General features: G+C 71.7%; 18 protein-coding genes. 13 read left to right on the forward strand and 5 right to left on the reverse strand.

Annotated elements, in window-relative coordinates:
- Positions 1 to 186: 186 nt before the first annotated feature.
- The 8 genes from J7E97_RS26110 to J7E97_RS26145 all read left to right on the forward strand — a co-directional run bounded on the left by J7E97_RS26110 (position 187) and on the right by J7E97_RS26145 (position 5,678).
- Entirely contained in the window at positions 187 to 1,785 is a 1,599-nt protein-coding gene (locus J7E97_RS26110) for an ABC-F family ATP-binding cassette domain-containing protein (protein WP_215031905.1), read from the forward strand.
- Positions 1,786 to 2,138: 353 nt separating this feature from the next.
- Entirely contained in the window at positions 2,139 to 2,360 is a 222-nt protein-coding gene (locus J7E97_RS26115) for a helix-turn-helix domain-containing protein (RefSeq protein ID WP_215031909.1), read from the forward strand.
- A gap of 225 nt (positions 2,361 to 2,585) precedes the next feature.
- Positions 2,586 to 3,365: an enoyl-CoA hydratase/isomerase family protein gene (locus tag J7E97_RS26120; protein WP_215031912.1), complete on the forward strand. Its 780-nt coding sequence runs from the start codon at positions 2,586 to 2,588 to the stop codon at positions 3,363 to 3,365.
- A 215-nt stretch (positions 3,366 to 3,580) separates the two neighbouring features.
- Positions 3,581 to 4,012 (forward strand): Asp23/Gls24 family envelope stress response protein, encoded by a 432-nt coding sequence (locus J7E97_RS26125; RefSeq protein ID WP_215031915.1) that lies wholly within the window; start codon positions 3,581 to 3,583, stop codon positions 4,010 to 4,012.
- A gap of 10 nt (positions 4,013 to 4,022) precedes the next feature.
- Positions 4,023 to 4,235 carry a hypothetical protein gene (locus J7E97_RS26130; RefSeq protein WP_215031918.1) on the forward strand — a complete coding sequence of 71 codons (213 nt, stop codon included), beginning with the start codon at positions 4,023 to 4,025 and terminating at the stop codon, positions 4,233 to 4,235.
- Positions 4,232 to 4,606: an Asp23/Gls24 family envelope stress response protein gene (locus J7E97_RS26135; protein WP_215031921.1), complete on the forward strand. Its 375-nt coding sequence runs from the start codon at positions 4,232 to 4,234 to the stop codon at positions 4,604 to 4,606. The genes J7E97_RS26130 and J7E97_RS26135 overlap by 4 nt, the downstream gene beginning before the upstream one ends.
- Positions 4,603 to 5,133 (forward strand): DUF6286 domain-containing protein, encoded by a 531-nt coding sequence (locus J7E97_RS26140; protein WP_215031924.1) that lies wholly within the window; start codon positions 4,603 to 4,605, stop codon positions 5,131 to 5,133. The genes J7E97_RS26135 and J7E97_RS26140 overlap by 4 nt, the downstream gene beginning before the upstream one ends.
- A complete protein-coding gene (locus tag J7E97_RS26145; RefSeq protein ID WP_215031927.1) occupies positions 5,130 to 5,678 on the forward strand; it encodes an alkaline shock response membrane anchor protein AmaP in 549 nt (182 codons plus the stop codon). The genes J7E97_RS26140 and J7E97_RS26145 overlap by 4 nt, the downstream gene beginning before the upstream one ends.
- Positions 5,679 to 5,698: 20 nt before the next feature.
- On the opposite strand, the gene J7E97_RS26150 is transcribed toward J7E97_RS26145, so the two are convergent.
- The 5 genes from J7E97_RS26150 to J7E97_RS26170 all read right to left on the reverse strand — a co-directional run bounded on the left by J7E97_RS26150 (position 5,699) and on the right by J7E97_RS26170 (position 9,434).
- On the reverse strand, positions 5,699 to 6,454 hold the full coding sequence (locus J7E97_RS26150; RefSeq protein WP_215031930.1) for an SDR family oxidoreductase: 756 nt from the start codon (positions 6,452 to 6,454) through the stop codon (positions 5,699 to 5,701).
- A 9-nt stretch (positions 6,455 to 6,463) separates the two neighbouring features.
- Positions 6,464 to 7,261, reverse strand: a complete 798-nt coding sequence (locus J7E97_RS26155; RefSeq protein ID WP_215031933.1) for an SURF1 family protein — start codon at positions 7,259 to 7,261, stop codon at positions 6,464 to 6,466.
- A 139-nt stretch (positions 7,262 to 7,400) separates the two neighbouring features.
- Complete coding sequence (locus J7E97_RS26160) at positions 7,401 to 7,634, reverse strand: hypothetical protein (protein WP_215031936.1); 234 nt, start codon at positions 7,632 to 7,634, stop codon at positions 7,401 to 7,403.
- A 64-nt stretch (positions 7,635 to 7,698) separates the two neighbouring features.
- Positions 7,699 to 8,688: a DEDDh family exonuclease gene (locus J7E97_RS26165; protein WP_215031938.1), complete on the reverse strand. Its 990-nt coding sequence runs from the start codon at positions 8,686 to 8,688 to the stop codon at positions 7,699 to 7,701.
- A gap of 86 nt (positions 8,689 to 8,774) precedes the next feature.
- Positions 8,775 to 9,434 (reverse strand): TetR/AcrR family transcriptional regulator, encoded by a 660-nt coding sequence (locus J7E97_RS26170; RefSeq protein WP_215031941.1) that lies wholly within the window; start codon positions 9,432 to 9,434, stop codon positions 8,775 to 8,777.
- 115 nt (positions 9,435 to 9,549) lie between these two features.
- Between J7E97_RS26170 and J7E97_RS26175 the strand changes: the two genes are divergently transcribed.
- From J7E97_RS26175 to J7E97_RS26195, 5 genes are all read left to right on the forward strand, one after another.
- On the forward strand, positions 9,550 to 10,347 hold the full coding sequence (locus tag J7E97_RS26175; protein WP_215031943.1) for an acetoacetate decarboxylase family protein: 798 nt from the start codon (positions 9,550 to 9,552) through the stop codon (positions 10,345 to 10,347).
- Between the two features lies 1 nt (position 10,348).
- Positions 10,349 to 11,233 (forward strand): SDR family NAD(P)-dependent oxidoreductase, encoded by an 885-nt coding sequence (locus tag J7E97_RS26180; RefSeq protein ID WP_215031946.1) that lies wholly within the window; start codon positions 10,349 to 10,351, stop codon positions 11,231 to 11,233.
- Positions 11,234 to 11,262: 29 nt separating this feature from the next.
- Positions 11,263 to 12,549 carry an amidohydrolase family protein gene (locus J7E97_RS26185; protein WP_215031949.1) on the forward strand — a complete coding sequence of 429 codons (1,287 nt, stop codon included), beginning with the start codon at positions 11,263 to 11,265 and terminating at the stop codon, positions 12,547 to 12,549.
- Between the two features lie 14 nt (positions 12,550 to 12,563).
- The gene (locus tag J7E97_RS26190) at positions 12,564 to 13,787 is read left to right on the forward strand and encodes an amidohydrolase family protein (protein ID WP_215031964.1); all 1,224 of its coding nucleotides are present in this window, start codon (positions 12,564 to 12,566) and stop codon (positions 13,785 to 13,787) included.
- A 167-nt stretch (positions 13,788 to 13,954) separates the two neighbouring features.
- Positions 13,955 to 14,789 (forward strand): sterol desaturase family protein (locus J7E97_RS26195; RefSeq protein WP_215031952.1); only part of this gene is annotated, 835 nt, incomplete at its 3' end.

Raw genomic sequence — 14,789 nt, forward strand, 5'->3', positions numbered from 1 at the left:
TGTCGCTGGGCCGAACGGGGGACGGGTCGCAGGGGGCGCACGCCGTCCGGCCCGGGGCGGGCGGGCCCGAAAGTAGTTGCGCACCCCCGGTAGAATGACTCCCATGGCAAATCTCCTCGCGGATTAGCGGCGTCGAAGCATCGCGTCCTGCCTTCCGCCGTCCCCACCCCGCCCTGGAGTATTTCCGTGATCACCGCCACCGGCATCGAGCTGCGCGCCGGCGCCCGCATCCTCATCGAGAACGCTTCCTTCCGCGTCGCCAAGGGTGACCGCATCGGCCTCGTGGGCCGCAACGGAGCCGGCAAGACCACCCTCACCAAGTGCCTCGCCGGCGAGGCGCAGCCCGCCGCCGGCAGCATCGCCCGCTCGGGCGAGGTCGGCTACCTCCCGCAGGACCCCCGCACCGGCGACCTCGACGTACTGGCCAGCGACCGGATCCTGTCCGCGCGCGGTCTCGACGTCCTGCTCAAGAAGATGCGGATGAACGAGGAGCGCATCTCCTCCGGAGCCGGCGCCACCCGCGAGAAGGCCCTGCGCCAGTACGAGCGCCAGGAGACCGAGTTCCTCACCAAGGGCGGGTACGCCGCCGAGTCCGAGGCCGCGACCATCTCGGCCGCGCTCGGCCTGCCCGACCGGGTCCTCGGCCAGCCGCTGCACACCCTCTCCGGCGGTCAGCGCCGCCGTGTGGAGCTCGCCCGGATCCTCTTCTCGGACGCCGACACGCTCCTCCTCGACGAGCCGACCAACCACCTCGACGCCGACTCGATCGTCTGGCTGCGCGACTACCTGAAGACCTACCGCGGCGGCTTCATCGTGATCTCCCACGACGTCGACCTGGTCGAGACGGTCGTCAACAAGGTCTTCTACCTGGACGCCAACCGCTCCCAGATCGACGTCTACAACATGGGCTGGAAGCTCTACCAGCAGCAGCGCGAGGCCGACGAGAAGCGCCGCAAGCGCGAGCGCCAGAACGCCGAGAAGAAGGCCGCGGCGCTGAACTCGCAGGCCGACAAGATGCGCGCCAAGGCCACCAAGACCGTCGCCGCCCAGAACATGGCCAAGCGCGCCGACCGGCTGCTCGCCGGCCTGGAGGCCGTCCGCGCCTCCGACAAGGTCGCCAAGCTGCGCTTCCCGGACCCGGCACCCTGCGGCAAGACCCCGCTGACCGCGGAGGGCCTCTCGAAGTCGTACGGCTCCCTGGAGATCTTCACCGACGTCGACCTGGCCATCGACAAGGGCTCCCGCGTGGTCATCCTCGGCCTCAACGGCGCCGGCAAGACCACGCTGCTGCGCCTGCTGTCGGGCACCGAGAAGCCCGACACGGGCACGGTCATCCCCGGCCACGGCCTCAAGCTCGGCTACTACGCCCAGGAGCACGAGACCCTGGACCCGGAGCGCAGCGTCCTGGAGAACATGCGCTCCTCCGCGCCGGACCTGGATCTGGTCGCCGTACGCAAGACGCTCGGCTCGTTCCTCTTCTCCGGTGACGACGTGGACAAGCCGGCGGGCGTGCTCTCCGGTGGCGAGAAGACCCGCCTGGCCCTGGCCACGCTGGTCGTCTCCTCCGCGAACGTGCTGCTGCTCGACGAGCCCACCAACAACCTCGACCCGGCCAGCCGCGAGGAGATCCTCGGCGCGCTGCGCACCTACAAGGGCGCGGTCATCCTCGTGACGCACGACGAGGGAGCCGTGGAAGCGCTGGAGCCGGAGCGGATCATCCTGCTGCCGGACGGCGTCGAGGACCTCTGGGGCCCGGACTACCGGGACCTCGTGGCGCTCGCCTGATCCGCTTCCGCGAGTTGATCCAGTCGCTTATGGATCATTCGGCTCAGGCGTGATCCATCATCTGAGTGAGACGGTCTCATACCCGTTCCGCACGCATGGACGTCCCCGGCCGCATCGTCACCGATGCGCGACCGGGGTTCGTCGTTTCCCGTTCCTGCCCCTGACCTGGCGATTCACCCCGGGGGAGAGCAAATGTGACGGAGGTCATGCAGCGGAAGGGGAGATTCCGTTCTGCTCGGGTGTCCACCCCGCGAGAAATGCCGTCGTACGGACCTTGCTGAATGGGTGGCCAGGAAGCCGGGGAGGGGTGATCATGAGAAGTCCAGAGCGCACTTCCCATAGAGGAGGCACGGGTGGCCGAAACTCTGAAGAAGGGCAGCCGGGTAACCGGCGCCGCGCGTGACAAGCTCGCGGCAGACCTGAAGAAGAAGTACGACTCCGGTGCGAGTATCCGGGCGCTGGCCGAAGAGACCGGCCGGTCCTACGGATTCGTCCACCGGATGCTCAGTGAGTCCGGAGTCGCGCTGCGAGGTCGCGGTGGCGCGACGCGCGGCAAGAAGGCGGCTGCGGCCTGACCACCGGTTCCAAATTGGATCCAATGGTTTTTCCGTACTGAGCTTCACCGGGTCCCGTTCCCCAGCGGATCGGGTTCCACTTGCGGTTCCGGTTCCACTTGCGGTTCGGTTCCACCGCCTTCGGTGACCCCCGGTCGGCTCCACGGCCGACCGGGTGGTTACTGTGCAGTCACTTAGGCCGACATCGCGGCCAACCGACCGCACAGCCCCACCGGAGGCACCCAGATGGCTCTGCTCGACAAGGACGGCGTACGGCTCACCGTCGACGACACGCTCGCCACGGTGACACTGACCAATCCGGCCAAGCGAAACGCTCAATCCCCCGCGCTCTGGCGGGCGTTGGCGGAGGCCGGACGGTCGTTGCCGGGCACCGTCCGGGTCGTCGTGCTGCGCGGCGAAGGGAAGTCCTTCTCCGCAGGGCTCGACCGGCAGGCGTTCACCCCCGAAGGCTTCGAGGGCGAGCCGTCGTTCATCGACTTGGCGCGCGGTTCGGACGAACTGCTCGACTCGACCATCGCCGAGTACCAGGAAGCGTTCACCTGGTGGCGGCGCAACGACATCATCTCCGTGGCCGCCGTACAGGGGCACGCGATCGGTGCCGGTTTCCAGCTTGCCCTCGCGTGCGATCTGCGCGTCGTCGCGGACGACGTGCAGTTCGCCATGCGCGAGACCGGGCTGGGCCTGGTCCCGGACCTCGCCGGCACCCAGCCGCTGACCGAGCTGGTCGGCTACGCCCGCGCGCTCGAAATCTGCGCGACGGGCCGCTTCGTGCATGCCGAGGAGGCGGAACGGGTGGGTCTCGCCAACCTGGTCGTCCCGGTCGGCGAACTCGACGCGGCGGTCCAGGACCTCACCACGGCGCTGCTGGCCCCGCCGCGGGACGCGGTGATCGAGACGAAGGCACTGCTCCGTGGGGCGGGGTCGCGCGCGTACGACGACCAGCGGGTGGCGGAGCGCGCGGCGCAGGGCCGCCGCCTGCGGGACCTCGCGGGGCTCGCCGAATAGCCGTGCGGCGCCGTTGCCGGTGGCTCTGCCCCCGGACCCCCGCGCCTCAAACGGCGGCGGGGCTGGATTTTCCGGCCCCGCCAGGGGGCCCCTCCCAGCGGTGGCCGGGCGAGTTTGAGGCGGAGTCCGGGGAACGGAAACGCGGCGCAGTCCGCGCGGCGGCGCGGGCCGCGGCTTAACGTGGTCGGGGAGCCCACCGCGTGAAGGGACACGAGATGACCGAATCCACTTCGGGAAGCACCGCCAAGCCCCCCGCCGACCGAGGTCGCACGACCATCGCCGATGGTGTCGTCGAGAAGATCGCCGGGCTCGCCGCCCGCGAGGTGGTCGGCGTCCACGCCATGGGCAGCGGGAGCGGCCTCTCCCGCACCTTCGGCGCCGTCCGCGACCGCGTCCCCGGCGGGGCCAAGTCCTCCGTCAGCCGGGGCGTCAAGGCGGAGGTCGGCGAGCTGCAGACCGCCCTCGACCTGGAGATCGTCGTGGACTACGGCGTGTCGATCCGGGACGTGGCCCGGGCCGTCCGTGAGAACGTCATCTCGGCGGTGGAGCGGATGACCGGCCTGGAGGTCGTCGAGGTCAACATCGCGGTCGGCGACGTCAAGCTGCCCGACGAGGACGACGAGGAGCCGGAGTCCCGACTGCAGTAGAGGAGCCCGCATGAGCATGGCAGTCGTCGGCCTGGTGGCCGGCATGGCATTGGGGTTCGCCGGGTACTTCGGCGGCTTCGGGGCCTTTCTGCTGGTGGCAGCGCTCGGCGCCATCGGCTTCGTCGTCGGCCGGTTCCTCGACGGTGACCTGGAACCCGGCGACTTCTTCCGACCCCGCGACCGACCCCGCGACCGGTTCCGTGGCCGGAACCGGGACCGATGAGCACGCCGTCGAGGTCGGTCCCGCCCCGAGTGGACGCCGCCGAGCGGGGGGCCACCCGGGTCGCCGACCGGGTCGTGGCGAAGATCGCGGCCCAGGCCGCGCGGGAGACACTCGCGCGGCCGGTGCCCGACGCGGCCCCGCCGCACGCCACCGTCACCGTGCACCACGACATCGCCCGCGTACGGGTGAGCCTGGAGCTCGGCTACCCCAGCGACCTCGCCGCCCAGTGCGCGGCCGTACGCCGCCAGGTCGCGCTGCGCGTCGAGGAGTACGCGGAGATGGCCGTACCCGAGGTCGACATCGACATCGAGCGGCTGCGCCCCACGCAGGCCCGGCCCGCCGCCGGCCGGCGGGACCGGCGGCTGCGGTGAGCGCCCGCTTCCGGTCCTCCCGGCGGGTCCCGGCCGCCGTCACGGCCTGCGCCGTACTGGGGGTGGCGGGGCTGTTCCTGTACGACCTGGCCGCCGTACGGGCCCACCGGCCCGGGATGGGCTGGCGCCGCGAGCTGGCCCGCCAGCTGGAGCGGCACACCCCGGCGGACCCGGGCGTCCTGATCGGCGGCGGCGTCCTCGCCGCGGCCGGGGCCGCCCTGCTGCTGTTCGCCGTCCTGCCGGGGCTCCGCGGGATCCTGCCGATGCGCACGGAGCACGCCGAGGTCCGGGCCGGGCTGGGGCGCAAGGCCGCCGCGCAGGTGCTGCGGGACCGGGTGATGGAGGTGTCCGGGGTGCGGTCGGTACGGGTCAGGGTGGGCCGGGCCCGCGTCGGGGTCCGGGCCGTGTCCCACTTCCGCGAACTGGACGACGTACGGGCCGACCTGGACGCGGTACTGGCCGTCGGCGTCGGGGAACTGGGCCTCGCGCACGAGCTGCGGCCGAAGGTGCGGGTGAACCGCCGGTGACCCTTGGGACGGTGAACCGGGCGCTGCTCGCGCTGTGCGGACTGACCCTGCTGGCGGCGGGGGTGTCGGTGCTGGCCGGCTCCTGGCCGCTCGGGGGCCGCGAGGAACCGCTGCTGACGCGGGAGGCGCGCCGGGGGCTGCTGCCCTGGTGGGCGATGCTCGCCGGGCTCGGGGTGTGCGTGCTGCTGGCGCTGTGGTGGCTGCTGTCCCAACTGCGGCGCGCGCGCCCGGCGGCGGTCCTGGTGGACACCGGGGACGGGGCGTTCGCGGTGCTGCGCGGGCGGACGCTGGAGGAGGCCGTCGCGGCCGATGTACGGGCCGCGGTGGAGGGGGTGGCCGACTGCAGGGTCGCGCTGCGGGGCAAGCGCGGGGCTCCGGCCCTGCGGGTCGCGCTGGAACTGGAGCCGCACGCCGTGCCGACCGACGCGCTGGCCGCGCTGGGCGGCCCGGTCCTGACCCGCGCCCGGGCTTCGACGGGCCTGCCGGCCCTCCCGACGGAGGCCCGGCTGCACGTCACTCCCCACCGGGCGCGGCGGGTGACGTAGGAGACGGGAGCCCGTCCGCGTCAGAAGCCGTGGCGGGAGCCGCCGTCGACCGGGAGCATGACGCCGGTCAGGTACGAGGCCGCCGGGGACAGCAGGAAGGCCGCCGCGCGGCCGAACTCCTCCGGGGTGCCGTAGCGCCGCAGCGGAATGCCGGATTCGTTGCGGGTCCGGGCGGCGGCCGTGTCCCCGGACAGGGCGTCGAGCTCGCGGACCCGGTCGGTGTCGATCCGGGCGGGCAGCAGCCCGACCACGCGGATGCCGCGCGGACCCAGTTCCACGGAGAGGGACTTCGCGAAGCCGGCCAGGCCCGGCCGCAGGCCGTTGGAGATGGTGAGGCCCGGGATCGGCTCGTGGACCGAACCCGACAGGACGAAGCCGATGACCCCGCCCTCACCCAGCTCGGCCGCGGCGGCCCGCGCGAGGCGGACCGCGCCGAGGAAGACCGACTCGAAGGCCGCCGTCCACTGCGCGTCGGTGTTGTCGGCCGCCGAACCGGGTGCCGGGCCGCCCACGCTGATGAGGATGCCGTCGAAGCGGCCGAAGCGTTCCCGGGCCGTCGCGACGAGGCGGGCGGCGGCCCGCGGGTCGGAGTTGTCGGCGGCCACGCCGACCGCGCCCGGGCCCAGCTCCGCCGCGGCGGACTCGGCGCGCGCCGCGTCCCGCCCGGTGAGCACCACCTTCGCGCCGTCGGCGGTCAGTTCACGTGCGGAGGCGAACCCGAGGCCCCTCGTGGCTCCGGTGACGACGTAGACGCGGTCCTTCAGTCCAAGATCCATGCCGACACGCTACGCCGTCGGTACGGACTCCCGCTCGGCGGCCGCGGCGGCAGCGGCGGCCGCCTCCTGGCGGTCGCGCTTCTCGCGCCGCACGAGGATCGTCCAGCCCACCGGCACCGCGAAGGTGAAGAGCCACCACTGCACGGCGTACGCCACGTGGGGGCCGATCGAATCGTGGTCGGGTTCGGCGACCGCCTCGGGCTTCCCGTCCGCCGGGAGGGGGGCGGTGAGTTCCAGGTATCCGCCGAGGACGGGCTTGCCCAGGTACTCCGCCTGCCGCGTGCTGTTGATCAGCATCACCTGGCGGTCGGGGAGACCCTTGCGGTCCTTGATGCCGCTGCCGCCGCTCGTCTCGTCGGCCTTCAGCCGCCCGGTCACCGTCACCTCGCCGGCGGGCGGGGCCGGCACCGGCGGGTAGGCGCGCGGGTCGTCACCGCCCGCCACCCAGCCGCGGTTGACGAGCACCACCCGGCCGTCGGCCTGCACCAGCGGGGTCACGACCTGGAAGCCGACCTTGTCGTCGTTCGAGGTGCGCATCCGTACGACGACTTCGTGCGCGGGGTCGTAGGTGCCGGTGGCGCTCACGGCCCGCCAGAAGTCGGCGCGCGGGACCACGTGTCCGGGGGAGGTGACCTCGGTCATGGGGACGGGCTTCGCCCTCAGGTTCGCCGCGATGAGCTCGTTCTGCGCGACCCGGTGCTCATGGCGGTGGAACTGCCAGAACCCCAGTCTGATCATCGCGGGGATGAGGGCGAGGCCGATGAGGGTGAGGCACACCCACTGCCGGGTCAGCACAAAGCGGTACACGCCCACGACGGTACCCCCAGCGGCGAGGACCCCGGCGGCCGGGTGGCCGTCCGGGGTCGTGGCTGACGGGGGAGGGAGGAGGGGAGGGGAGCGACGGTAGAGCGGGTTCCGCCGGAGCGGGTCGGGTCGGTCGGGTGGCTCAGACGCGGTCGGTGATTCCCACCTTCCCCTCGGCGCGGGCGCAGTGCGCTCCGCAGAACCACTGCCCTTCGACCTCGACGCCCTGTCCGATGATCTGGACCCGGCAGTGCTCGCAGATGGGCGCCATGCGGTGAATGGCGCAGGAGAAGCAGTCGAAGACGTGCACCGCTCCTTGTGCATGAACTTCGAAGGACATGCCGTAATCGTTCCCGCAGACTTCGCAACGTGCCATGCGCCACAGCGTGCGACCGGAGCGGCGGGCCGGGAAAGCCGGCGCCGGGCGAGTCGCCCGACGCTCACCCGTCTGCCGCAGCCACGTCCCGCAGGAGCTGGGTGAAGGCCGCCTCGTCGACGACCGGAGTTCCGAAGGACTTCGCCTTGACCGTCTTGGAGGTCGCCGAGTCCGGGTCGTTCGTCACGAGCAGGCTGGTGAGCCGGGACACGCTCGTCGCGATGTGCAGACCCGCCTCGACCGCACGGTCCTCCAGCAGCTCCCGGTCCACCGAGGTGTCGCCGGAGAAGGCGATCCGCATGCCCTGCTTGAGGGGCGCGCCGTCCGCGTACCGGCCCGGGTTGGGGTACGGACACGGCGGCCGCTTCCGCGAGGGCCGCCAGCTGGATCCCGCGCCGGAGCCGCCGTAGGAGGACTGGTACCCGACGCGCGGGGTGACCGGGGAGTCAGACCACTCCGTCAGCGGGCGGCATTCCAGCAGGGGCAGCCGTACGTTGTCCCGGGCGGCCGCGTGCAGGGAGGGGCGGAAGGCCTCGGCGAGGACGCGGGCGTCGTCGAGCGCGTGGTGGGCGCGCTGCTGGACCACGCCGAAGTGCGCGGCGAGCGACTCCAGCTTGTGGTTGGGCAGCGGGAGGTTCAGTTCCTTCGACAGGGCGATGGTGCACAGCCGCTGACGGACCGGCGCGGTGACGGCCGCCCGCGCGTACTCGCGGGCGATCATCTGCCAGTCGAAGATCGCGTTGTGCGCGACCAGCACGCGATCGGCGAGCCGCCCGGCGAACTCCTCGGCGATGTCCTTGAAGAGCGGGGCGTCCTGGAGCATGTCGCTGGTCAGACCGTGGATCCACACGGGTCCGGGGTCGCGGAGCGGGTTGACCAGCGTGTACCAGTGGTCCTCGACGTTGCCCTGGGCGTCCAGCCGGTAGACGGCGGCGGAGATTATCCGGTCGTCGCGAGCGAGCCCGGTGGTCTCCACGTCGACGACCGCGTACCCCTGTGGGTACGCGGTCGGCCACATCGTCTCTGCGGTCGTACGGTCGGCGAGCATGGTCACAGAGGATATCGGCCCGCGCCGACACCCGAAGCCGCCGTGCCCTCGAGGGCGTCGACCGCCACGGGGGCCCAGGGCCGCGAACTGATTTACCGCGGCGGCCCGGACGGCGCCAGCAGGGACTGCACCAGGGCCCGTACGGACAGCAGGAACAGCCGCTCCGGATCGGCCGGCCGGGCCAGCGCGCGGGCCAGCGGCGGGTCGTGGGGGGCGGCCGCCGGGTCCCACAGCTCGCTCTCGGCGGGGGACTGGGCGGGGGAGCGTTCGCGATTGCGCTCGACCAGGACGAAGCCGATGATCTGGAACTGGATGGCGCGCACCGCGTCCGCGGCCCGCGATCCGCGCAGGCCGGCCGCGTGCACCTCGTGCACCAGGGCCTGCTGCGCGGGCAGGAACATCCGCTCGGTGAGTCCGCGCTCGTGCACCATCGCGATCAGGTGCGGGCGCCCGCGCAGTTCACGGCGCAGGATCCGGGCCACCGACAGGATCCGTTCGCCGGGGTTGCGGCCGGCCCCGGCGGTCCCCCCGGACGGAGTGTGGGGGAGGATCGCGCCCATGTCCTGGACGGTGCGCTCCACGAGGGCGTCGAGCAGGGATTCGCGGTTGCCGACGTGCCAGTAGATGGAGGTCACCGCCGTGCCCAGCTCGGCCGCGAGCTTGCGCATGGTGAGGGCGGCCGGACCGTGCTGTTTGACGAGCACGGCGGCCGCGTCCAGGACCTCGGCGCGGGTCAGCGTGGTTCTGGCCATGGCAGCGGTCCCAACTTTCTGTCGGTCCGTCAGTTCAGGTGCGTGCAAGGGTATTTACCCTTCATCGGTGTCGGTGTAACTGTGTTACAGAACCGACCGAAGGGTGGTGCTCGACATGGCACGCGTACGGTACGGAGCGCGAACCGAAGCCGAGATCGCGGCGTCGCGCGAGAAGAGTTCCAAGCTCCCCGACATCTGGTCCACCGGCGTGGTGGCCGTCTGGGAGAGCGATCCGGACGTGGTGGCGGCGGTCCTGCCGCCGCCCCTGAAGCCCGCGGACCGGCCCCTGGTGCGGGCCAACATCAGCAAGGTGGACCTGCCCGGCTACCCGCTCGGCGCCGGCTCGGTGGCCGTCGCCGCCCAGCACGGCGGGGTCGAGGGCTGGTACCCGCTGGTCATGCCGATGACCCACGAGCGGGCCCTGATCGGCGGCCGCGAGGTCTTCGGCGAGCCGAAGAAGCTCGGCGAGGTCACCGTGGAGCGCGACGGCCTCGTCGTACGGGCCTCCCTGGCCCGGCACGGGATCGCCTTCGTGGAGGTGCGCGGGGCGGTGGACCGCGAACTGCCGCTGCCCGAGCCCACCACGAAGACCGACTTCTACTTCAAGTTCCTTCCCGCGGTGGACGGTTCGGGCTTCGACGCCGATCCGGTGCTCGTGCACTGCACGCGCAACGAGAAGATCCGCAAGCTGGAGCACATCACCGGCGACGTCGTGCTCCGGGAGTCGATGTTCGACCCCGTCGCCGACCTCCCCGTACGCCGCCTCGTCGAGCTCACCATCGGCGAGAAGACCACCGACCAGAAGGGCAGGGTCGTCGAACGCGTCAGCGCCCAGGCCCTGCTCCCGTACATCCACCAGCGCTACGACGACCCCATGCAGATCCTGGACGGTCCTCCGGAAGGCAGCGTCTGACATGCGACTCGAACCAGGACAGGTGGCCGTCGTCACCGGAGCCGCCAGTGGCATCGGCCTGGCCATGGCCCGGCGCTTCGCCGCCGAGGGACTGAAGGTCGTCCTCGCCGACGTCGAGGAGGGCGCCCTGCGCAAGGCCGCCGGTGAACTCGCGGCGGACGGCGCCGAGGTGCTCGCGGAGATCGTCGACGTCAGCGACCGCGACTCCGTGATCTCGCTGGCCGACGCCGCCTACGACACCTACGGCGCCGTGCACGTGCTCTGCAACAACGCGGGCGTCGGCTCCGGCGCCGAGGGCCGGATGTGGGAGCACGAGCCCAACGACTGGAAGTGGGCCTTCTCCGTCAACATCTGGGGCGTCTTCCACGGCATCCAGGCGTTCGTCCCGCGCATGATCGCGGCCGGCGGACCGGGCCACATCGTCAACACCTCCTCCGGCGACGGAGGCATCGCCCCGCTCCCCACCGCCTCCGTGTACGCGGTCACCAAGGCGGCCGTGGTCACCATGACCGAATCGCTCTACGCCCACCTCAAGGCGGAACGCGCGGCCATCGGTGCCTCCGTGCTCTTCCCCGGACCGCACATGCTGCGCACCGGCCTGTGGGAGTCGCACCGCAACCGGCCCGAAAGGTACGCGAAGGAACGCCCGCGCAAGAGCCCCTACCGCAGCCTCGACCAGTACGAGTCCGCCATGAGGCGGGCCGGCCACGAAGTGGACTTCACCCCCGTCGAGGACGTCGCCGACCACGTCGTGGACGGCATCCGCGCCGACCGCTTCTGGATGCTCCCCGACAGCGAGCACAGCGACCGGCAGATCCGCGCCCGGTCGCAGTCGATGCTCGACCGCGCCAATCCCGCCTACCTGGAGAGCTTCATCCTCGACTGACTCGACTGACCCGACTGAGGAGCGTCGTCGTGAGTGCGTACGAAGACCCGTATCTGATCATCTCCTCCGACTGCCACGCGGGGCTGCCGACCGAGCAGTACCGCCCCTACCTGGACAGCGCGTTCCACGCCCAGTTCGACGAGTTCCTCGGCCAGCGCGACGCCCGCCGCGCCGAGGCCACCCGCCTCGGCGTCCGCAACGAGGCCTTCGCCGAGAAGTGGTTCCACGACCACGAGGAGGGACTCAAGGGCGGCTGGGACGTCGCTCAGCGGCTGAAGGAGCTCGACGGCGACGGCGTGGCCGCCGAGGTCGTCTTCCCCGACGCCGACGCCGTGGACAGCCAGACCGCCGCCCCCTTCGGGGTCGGCCTCGGGCTCTCCGGCGACCAGGATCCCGAGCTCGGCATGGCGGGCGCGCAGGCGCACAACCGCTGGCTCGCCGAGTTCGTCTCGGAGAACCCCGAGCGGCACTGCGGGGTCGCGCTGCTGCCCATCACCGGCGAACCGGACAAGGTCGTCGCCGAGATCCACCGCGCCAAGGAATCGGGGCTGGGCGCCCTGATGATCCCGGCCATGTGGGTGGACAAGGCGCCCTACCACGACCGCCGTTACGACCCGGTGTGGGCGGCGGCGGCCGAGACGCGGATGCCGATCGTCACCCACTCGGGATCCTCCCCGCGCCACGAGTACGGGGACCACCTGGGCATCTTCGTCTCCGAGGTCACCTGGTGGCCGTCCCGCCCGCTGTGGTTCCTGCTCTGGTCCGGGGTCTTCGAGCGGCACCCCGGCCTGAAGTTCGGCGTGGCCGAGTCGGGCTGCTGGTGGCTGCCGAACCAGCTGTGGTTCATGGACCGGCTCTACCTCGGCGCGCACGGCGGCAAGAAGCTCTCGCCGTTCGAGGAGCTGAAGCGGCCGCCGAGCGAGTACCTGGACCGGCAGGTCTTCATCTGCGCCACCAACACCAAACGGCGCGAACTCGCCCAGCGCTACGAGATCGGCGTGGACAACATCCTGTGGGGCTCGGACTTCCCGCACCCCGAGGGGACCTGGCCGAACACCCGCAACTGGCTGAAGAACACCTTCCACGACATCCCGGTCGACGAGACCCGCCGGATGCTGGGCCTGGCCGCGGCGGACGTCTTCGGCTTCGACACCGGGAAGCTGGCGCCGATCGCCCGCCGCATCGGGCCCACCCCGGCCGAGCTGGGGCAGAGCGAGGACCAGGCGGCCGTCGAAGCCTCCTGGGCGCGCTCGCGGGACGTGGGCCGGCACTGGCTGACGGACCACGACTTCCCGGTCCTGGGGGTGAACCCGTGACCTCAGACACCCCGGTGACCGGCGAGGACCGGTACACGGTCATCTCGGCCGACTGCCACGCGGGCGCCGACCTGCTGGACTACAAGCCGTACTTGGAGAAGCGCCACCACGAGGACTTCGACGCCTGGGCCGCCACCTACGTGAACCCGTACGAGGACCTCCTCGCGGACACGGCGGACCGCAACTGGAACTCGCAGCGCCGGCTGGCCGAGCTCGAAGCCGACGGGATCGTCGCGGAAGTCCTCTTCCCCAACACCATCCCGCCGTTCTTCCCCAAGGCCTCCCTGATGGCCCAGCCCCCGACGGCGGCCGAGTACGCGATGCGCTGGGCCGGGCTCCAGGCCCACAACCGGTGGCTGGCGGACTTCTGCGCGGACGCGCCGGGCCGCCGGGCGGGCGTGGTCCAGATCCTCCTGAACGACGTCGACGCGGCGGTCGAGGAGATCCGCCGCACCCGGAAGGCGGGTCTGACCGGCGGCGTCCTGCTGCCCGGCGTCCCGCCCGGCTCCACCGTCCCGGAGCTCTACTCGGCCGTCTACGACCCGATCTGGGCGGTCTGCGACGAGCTCGACGTCCCGGTCAACCACCACGGCGGCTCGGCGTCGCCGCCGCTCGGCGACGAACCGGCGGCGCGGGCCGTCTTCATGGTGGAGACCACCTGGTTCTCGCACCGGGCCCTGTGGCACCTCATCTTCGGCGGGGCCTTCCGCCGCAACCCCGGGCTGAAACTGGTCCTGACGGAGCAGGGCTCCGGCTGGATCCCGGGCGTGGTCGAGATGCTGGACTACTACCACGGTCGCCTGGTGGCGGCTTCGGCCACGGCCGAGGCCAAGTTCGGGGCGGGCCTGGCCCAGTCCATGGGCAAGGGCCCGAGCGAGGTCTGGCGGGACAACTGCTTCGTGGGAGCGAGCTTCATGCGCCCCCACGAGGTCCCGCTGCGGGACCGGATCGGCCTCGACAAGATCATGTGGGGCAGCGACTACCCCCACGACGAGGGCACCACCCCGTTCTCCCGCGAGGGCCTGCGCATCGCCTACGCGGGCCTGGCGCGCGAGGAGGTCGCCGCCATGGTCGGCGGCAACGCGGCCCGGGTGTACGGCTTCGACCTCGCCCTCCTCGACGCGGTGGCCGCCAAGCACGGCCCCCTCGTCTCCGAGATCGCGCGGCCCCTGACGGAGGTCCCGGCGGCCGCCACCAGCCCGGCCTTCGCCCGCGGGGGCTCGGTCCGGGTCTGGTGAGGGACTGACGCCCCGCCGGCGCGGCTCGGTCCTCGCGGACGAGCCGCTCCGGCGGGAGCCGCCCGTACGCGGACCGGACATCGCCTGCGAACCGCCGGTAACCCAGATGGATACCGATCGGTAACAACCTCTAGCCGAGCCCGCGGACCCCGCTCTATGGTGCGGACATGCCGAACCTGCCCGATGTCGTGCTGTGGTCCATACCCGCCTTCGTACTGCTCACCGTCATCGAGCTGGTGAGCTACCGCATCCATCCCGACGAGGACGCCGCCGGGTACGAGACCAAGGACGCCGTCACCAGCCTCGGCATGGGGATCGGCAGCCTCGTCTTCGACTTCCTGTGGAAGATCCCGATCGTCGCGATCTACACCGCGCTCTACGAGCTCACCCCGCTCCGCGTGCCCGTCCTGTGGTGGACCGTCCTCCTGATGCTGCTCGCCCAGGACTTCCTCTACTACTGGCAGCACCGCGGCCACCACGTCATCCGGATCCTGTGGGCCTGCCACGTCGTCCACCACAGCAGCCGCAAGTTCAACCTCACCACCGCCCTGCGCCAGCCCTGGACGAGCGCCACCTCCTGGCCCTTCTACCTGCCGATGATCGCGCTGGGCGTGCACCCGGCCGCCATCGCGTTCTGCTACTCGGTCAACCTCGTCTACCAGTTCTGGATCCACACCGAGCGCATCGGCAAGCTGCCCCGCCCCGTGGAGTTCGTCTTCAACTCGCCCTCCCACCACCGCGTCCACCACGCCTCCCAGGGCGGCTACCTCGACCGGAACTTCGGCGGCATCCTGATCGTCTGGGACCGGATGTTCGGCTCCTGGGTGGGGGAGAGCGACAAGCCCGTCTTCGGCCTCACCAAGAACATCACCACCTACAACCCGCTGCGCGTCGCCACCCACGAGTACGCCGCCATCGCGCGCGACGTCCGGGCCGCCCGGAGCTGGCGCGAGCGCGCCGGGCGCGTCTTGCGCGGCCCCGGCTGGCAGCCCGCCCCGGCGG

The organism is Streptomyces sp. ISL-66 (assembly GCF_018614135.1).
Taxonomy (GTDB): domain Bacteria; phylum Actinomycetota; class Actinomycetes; order Streptomycetales; family Streptomycetaceae; genus Streptomyces.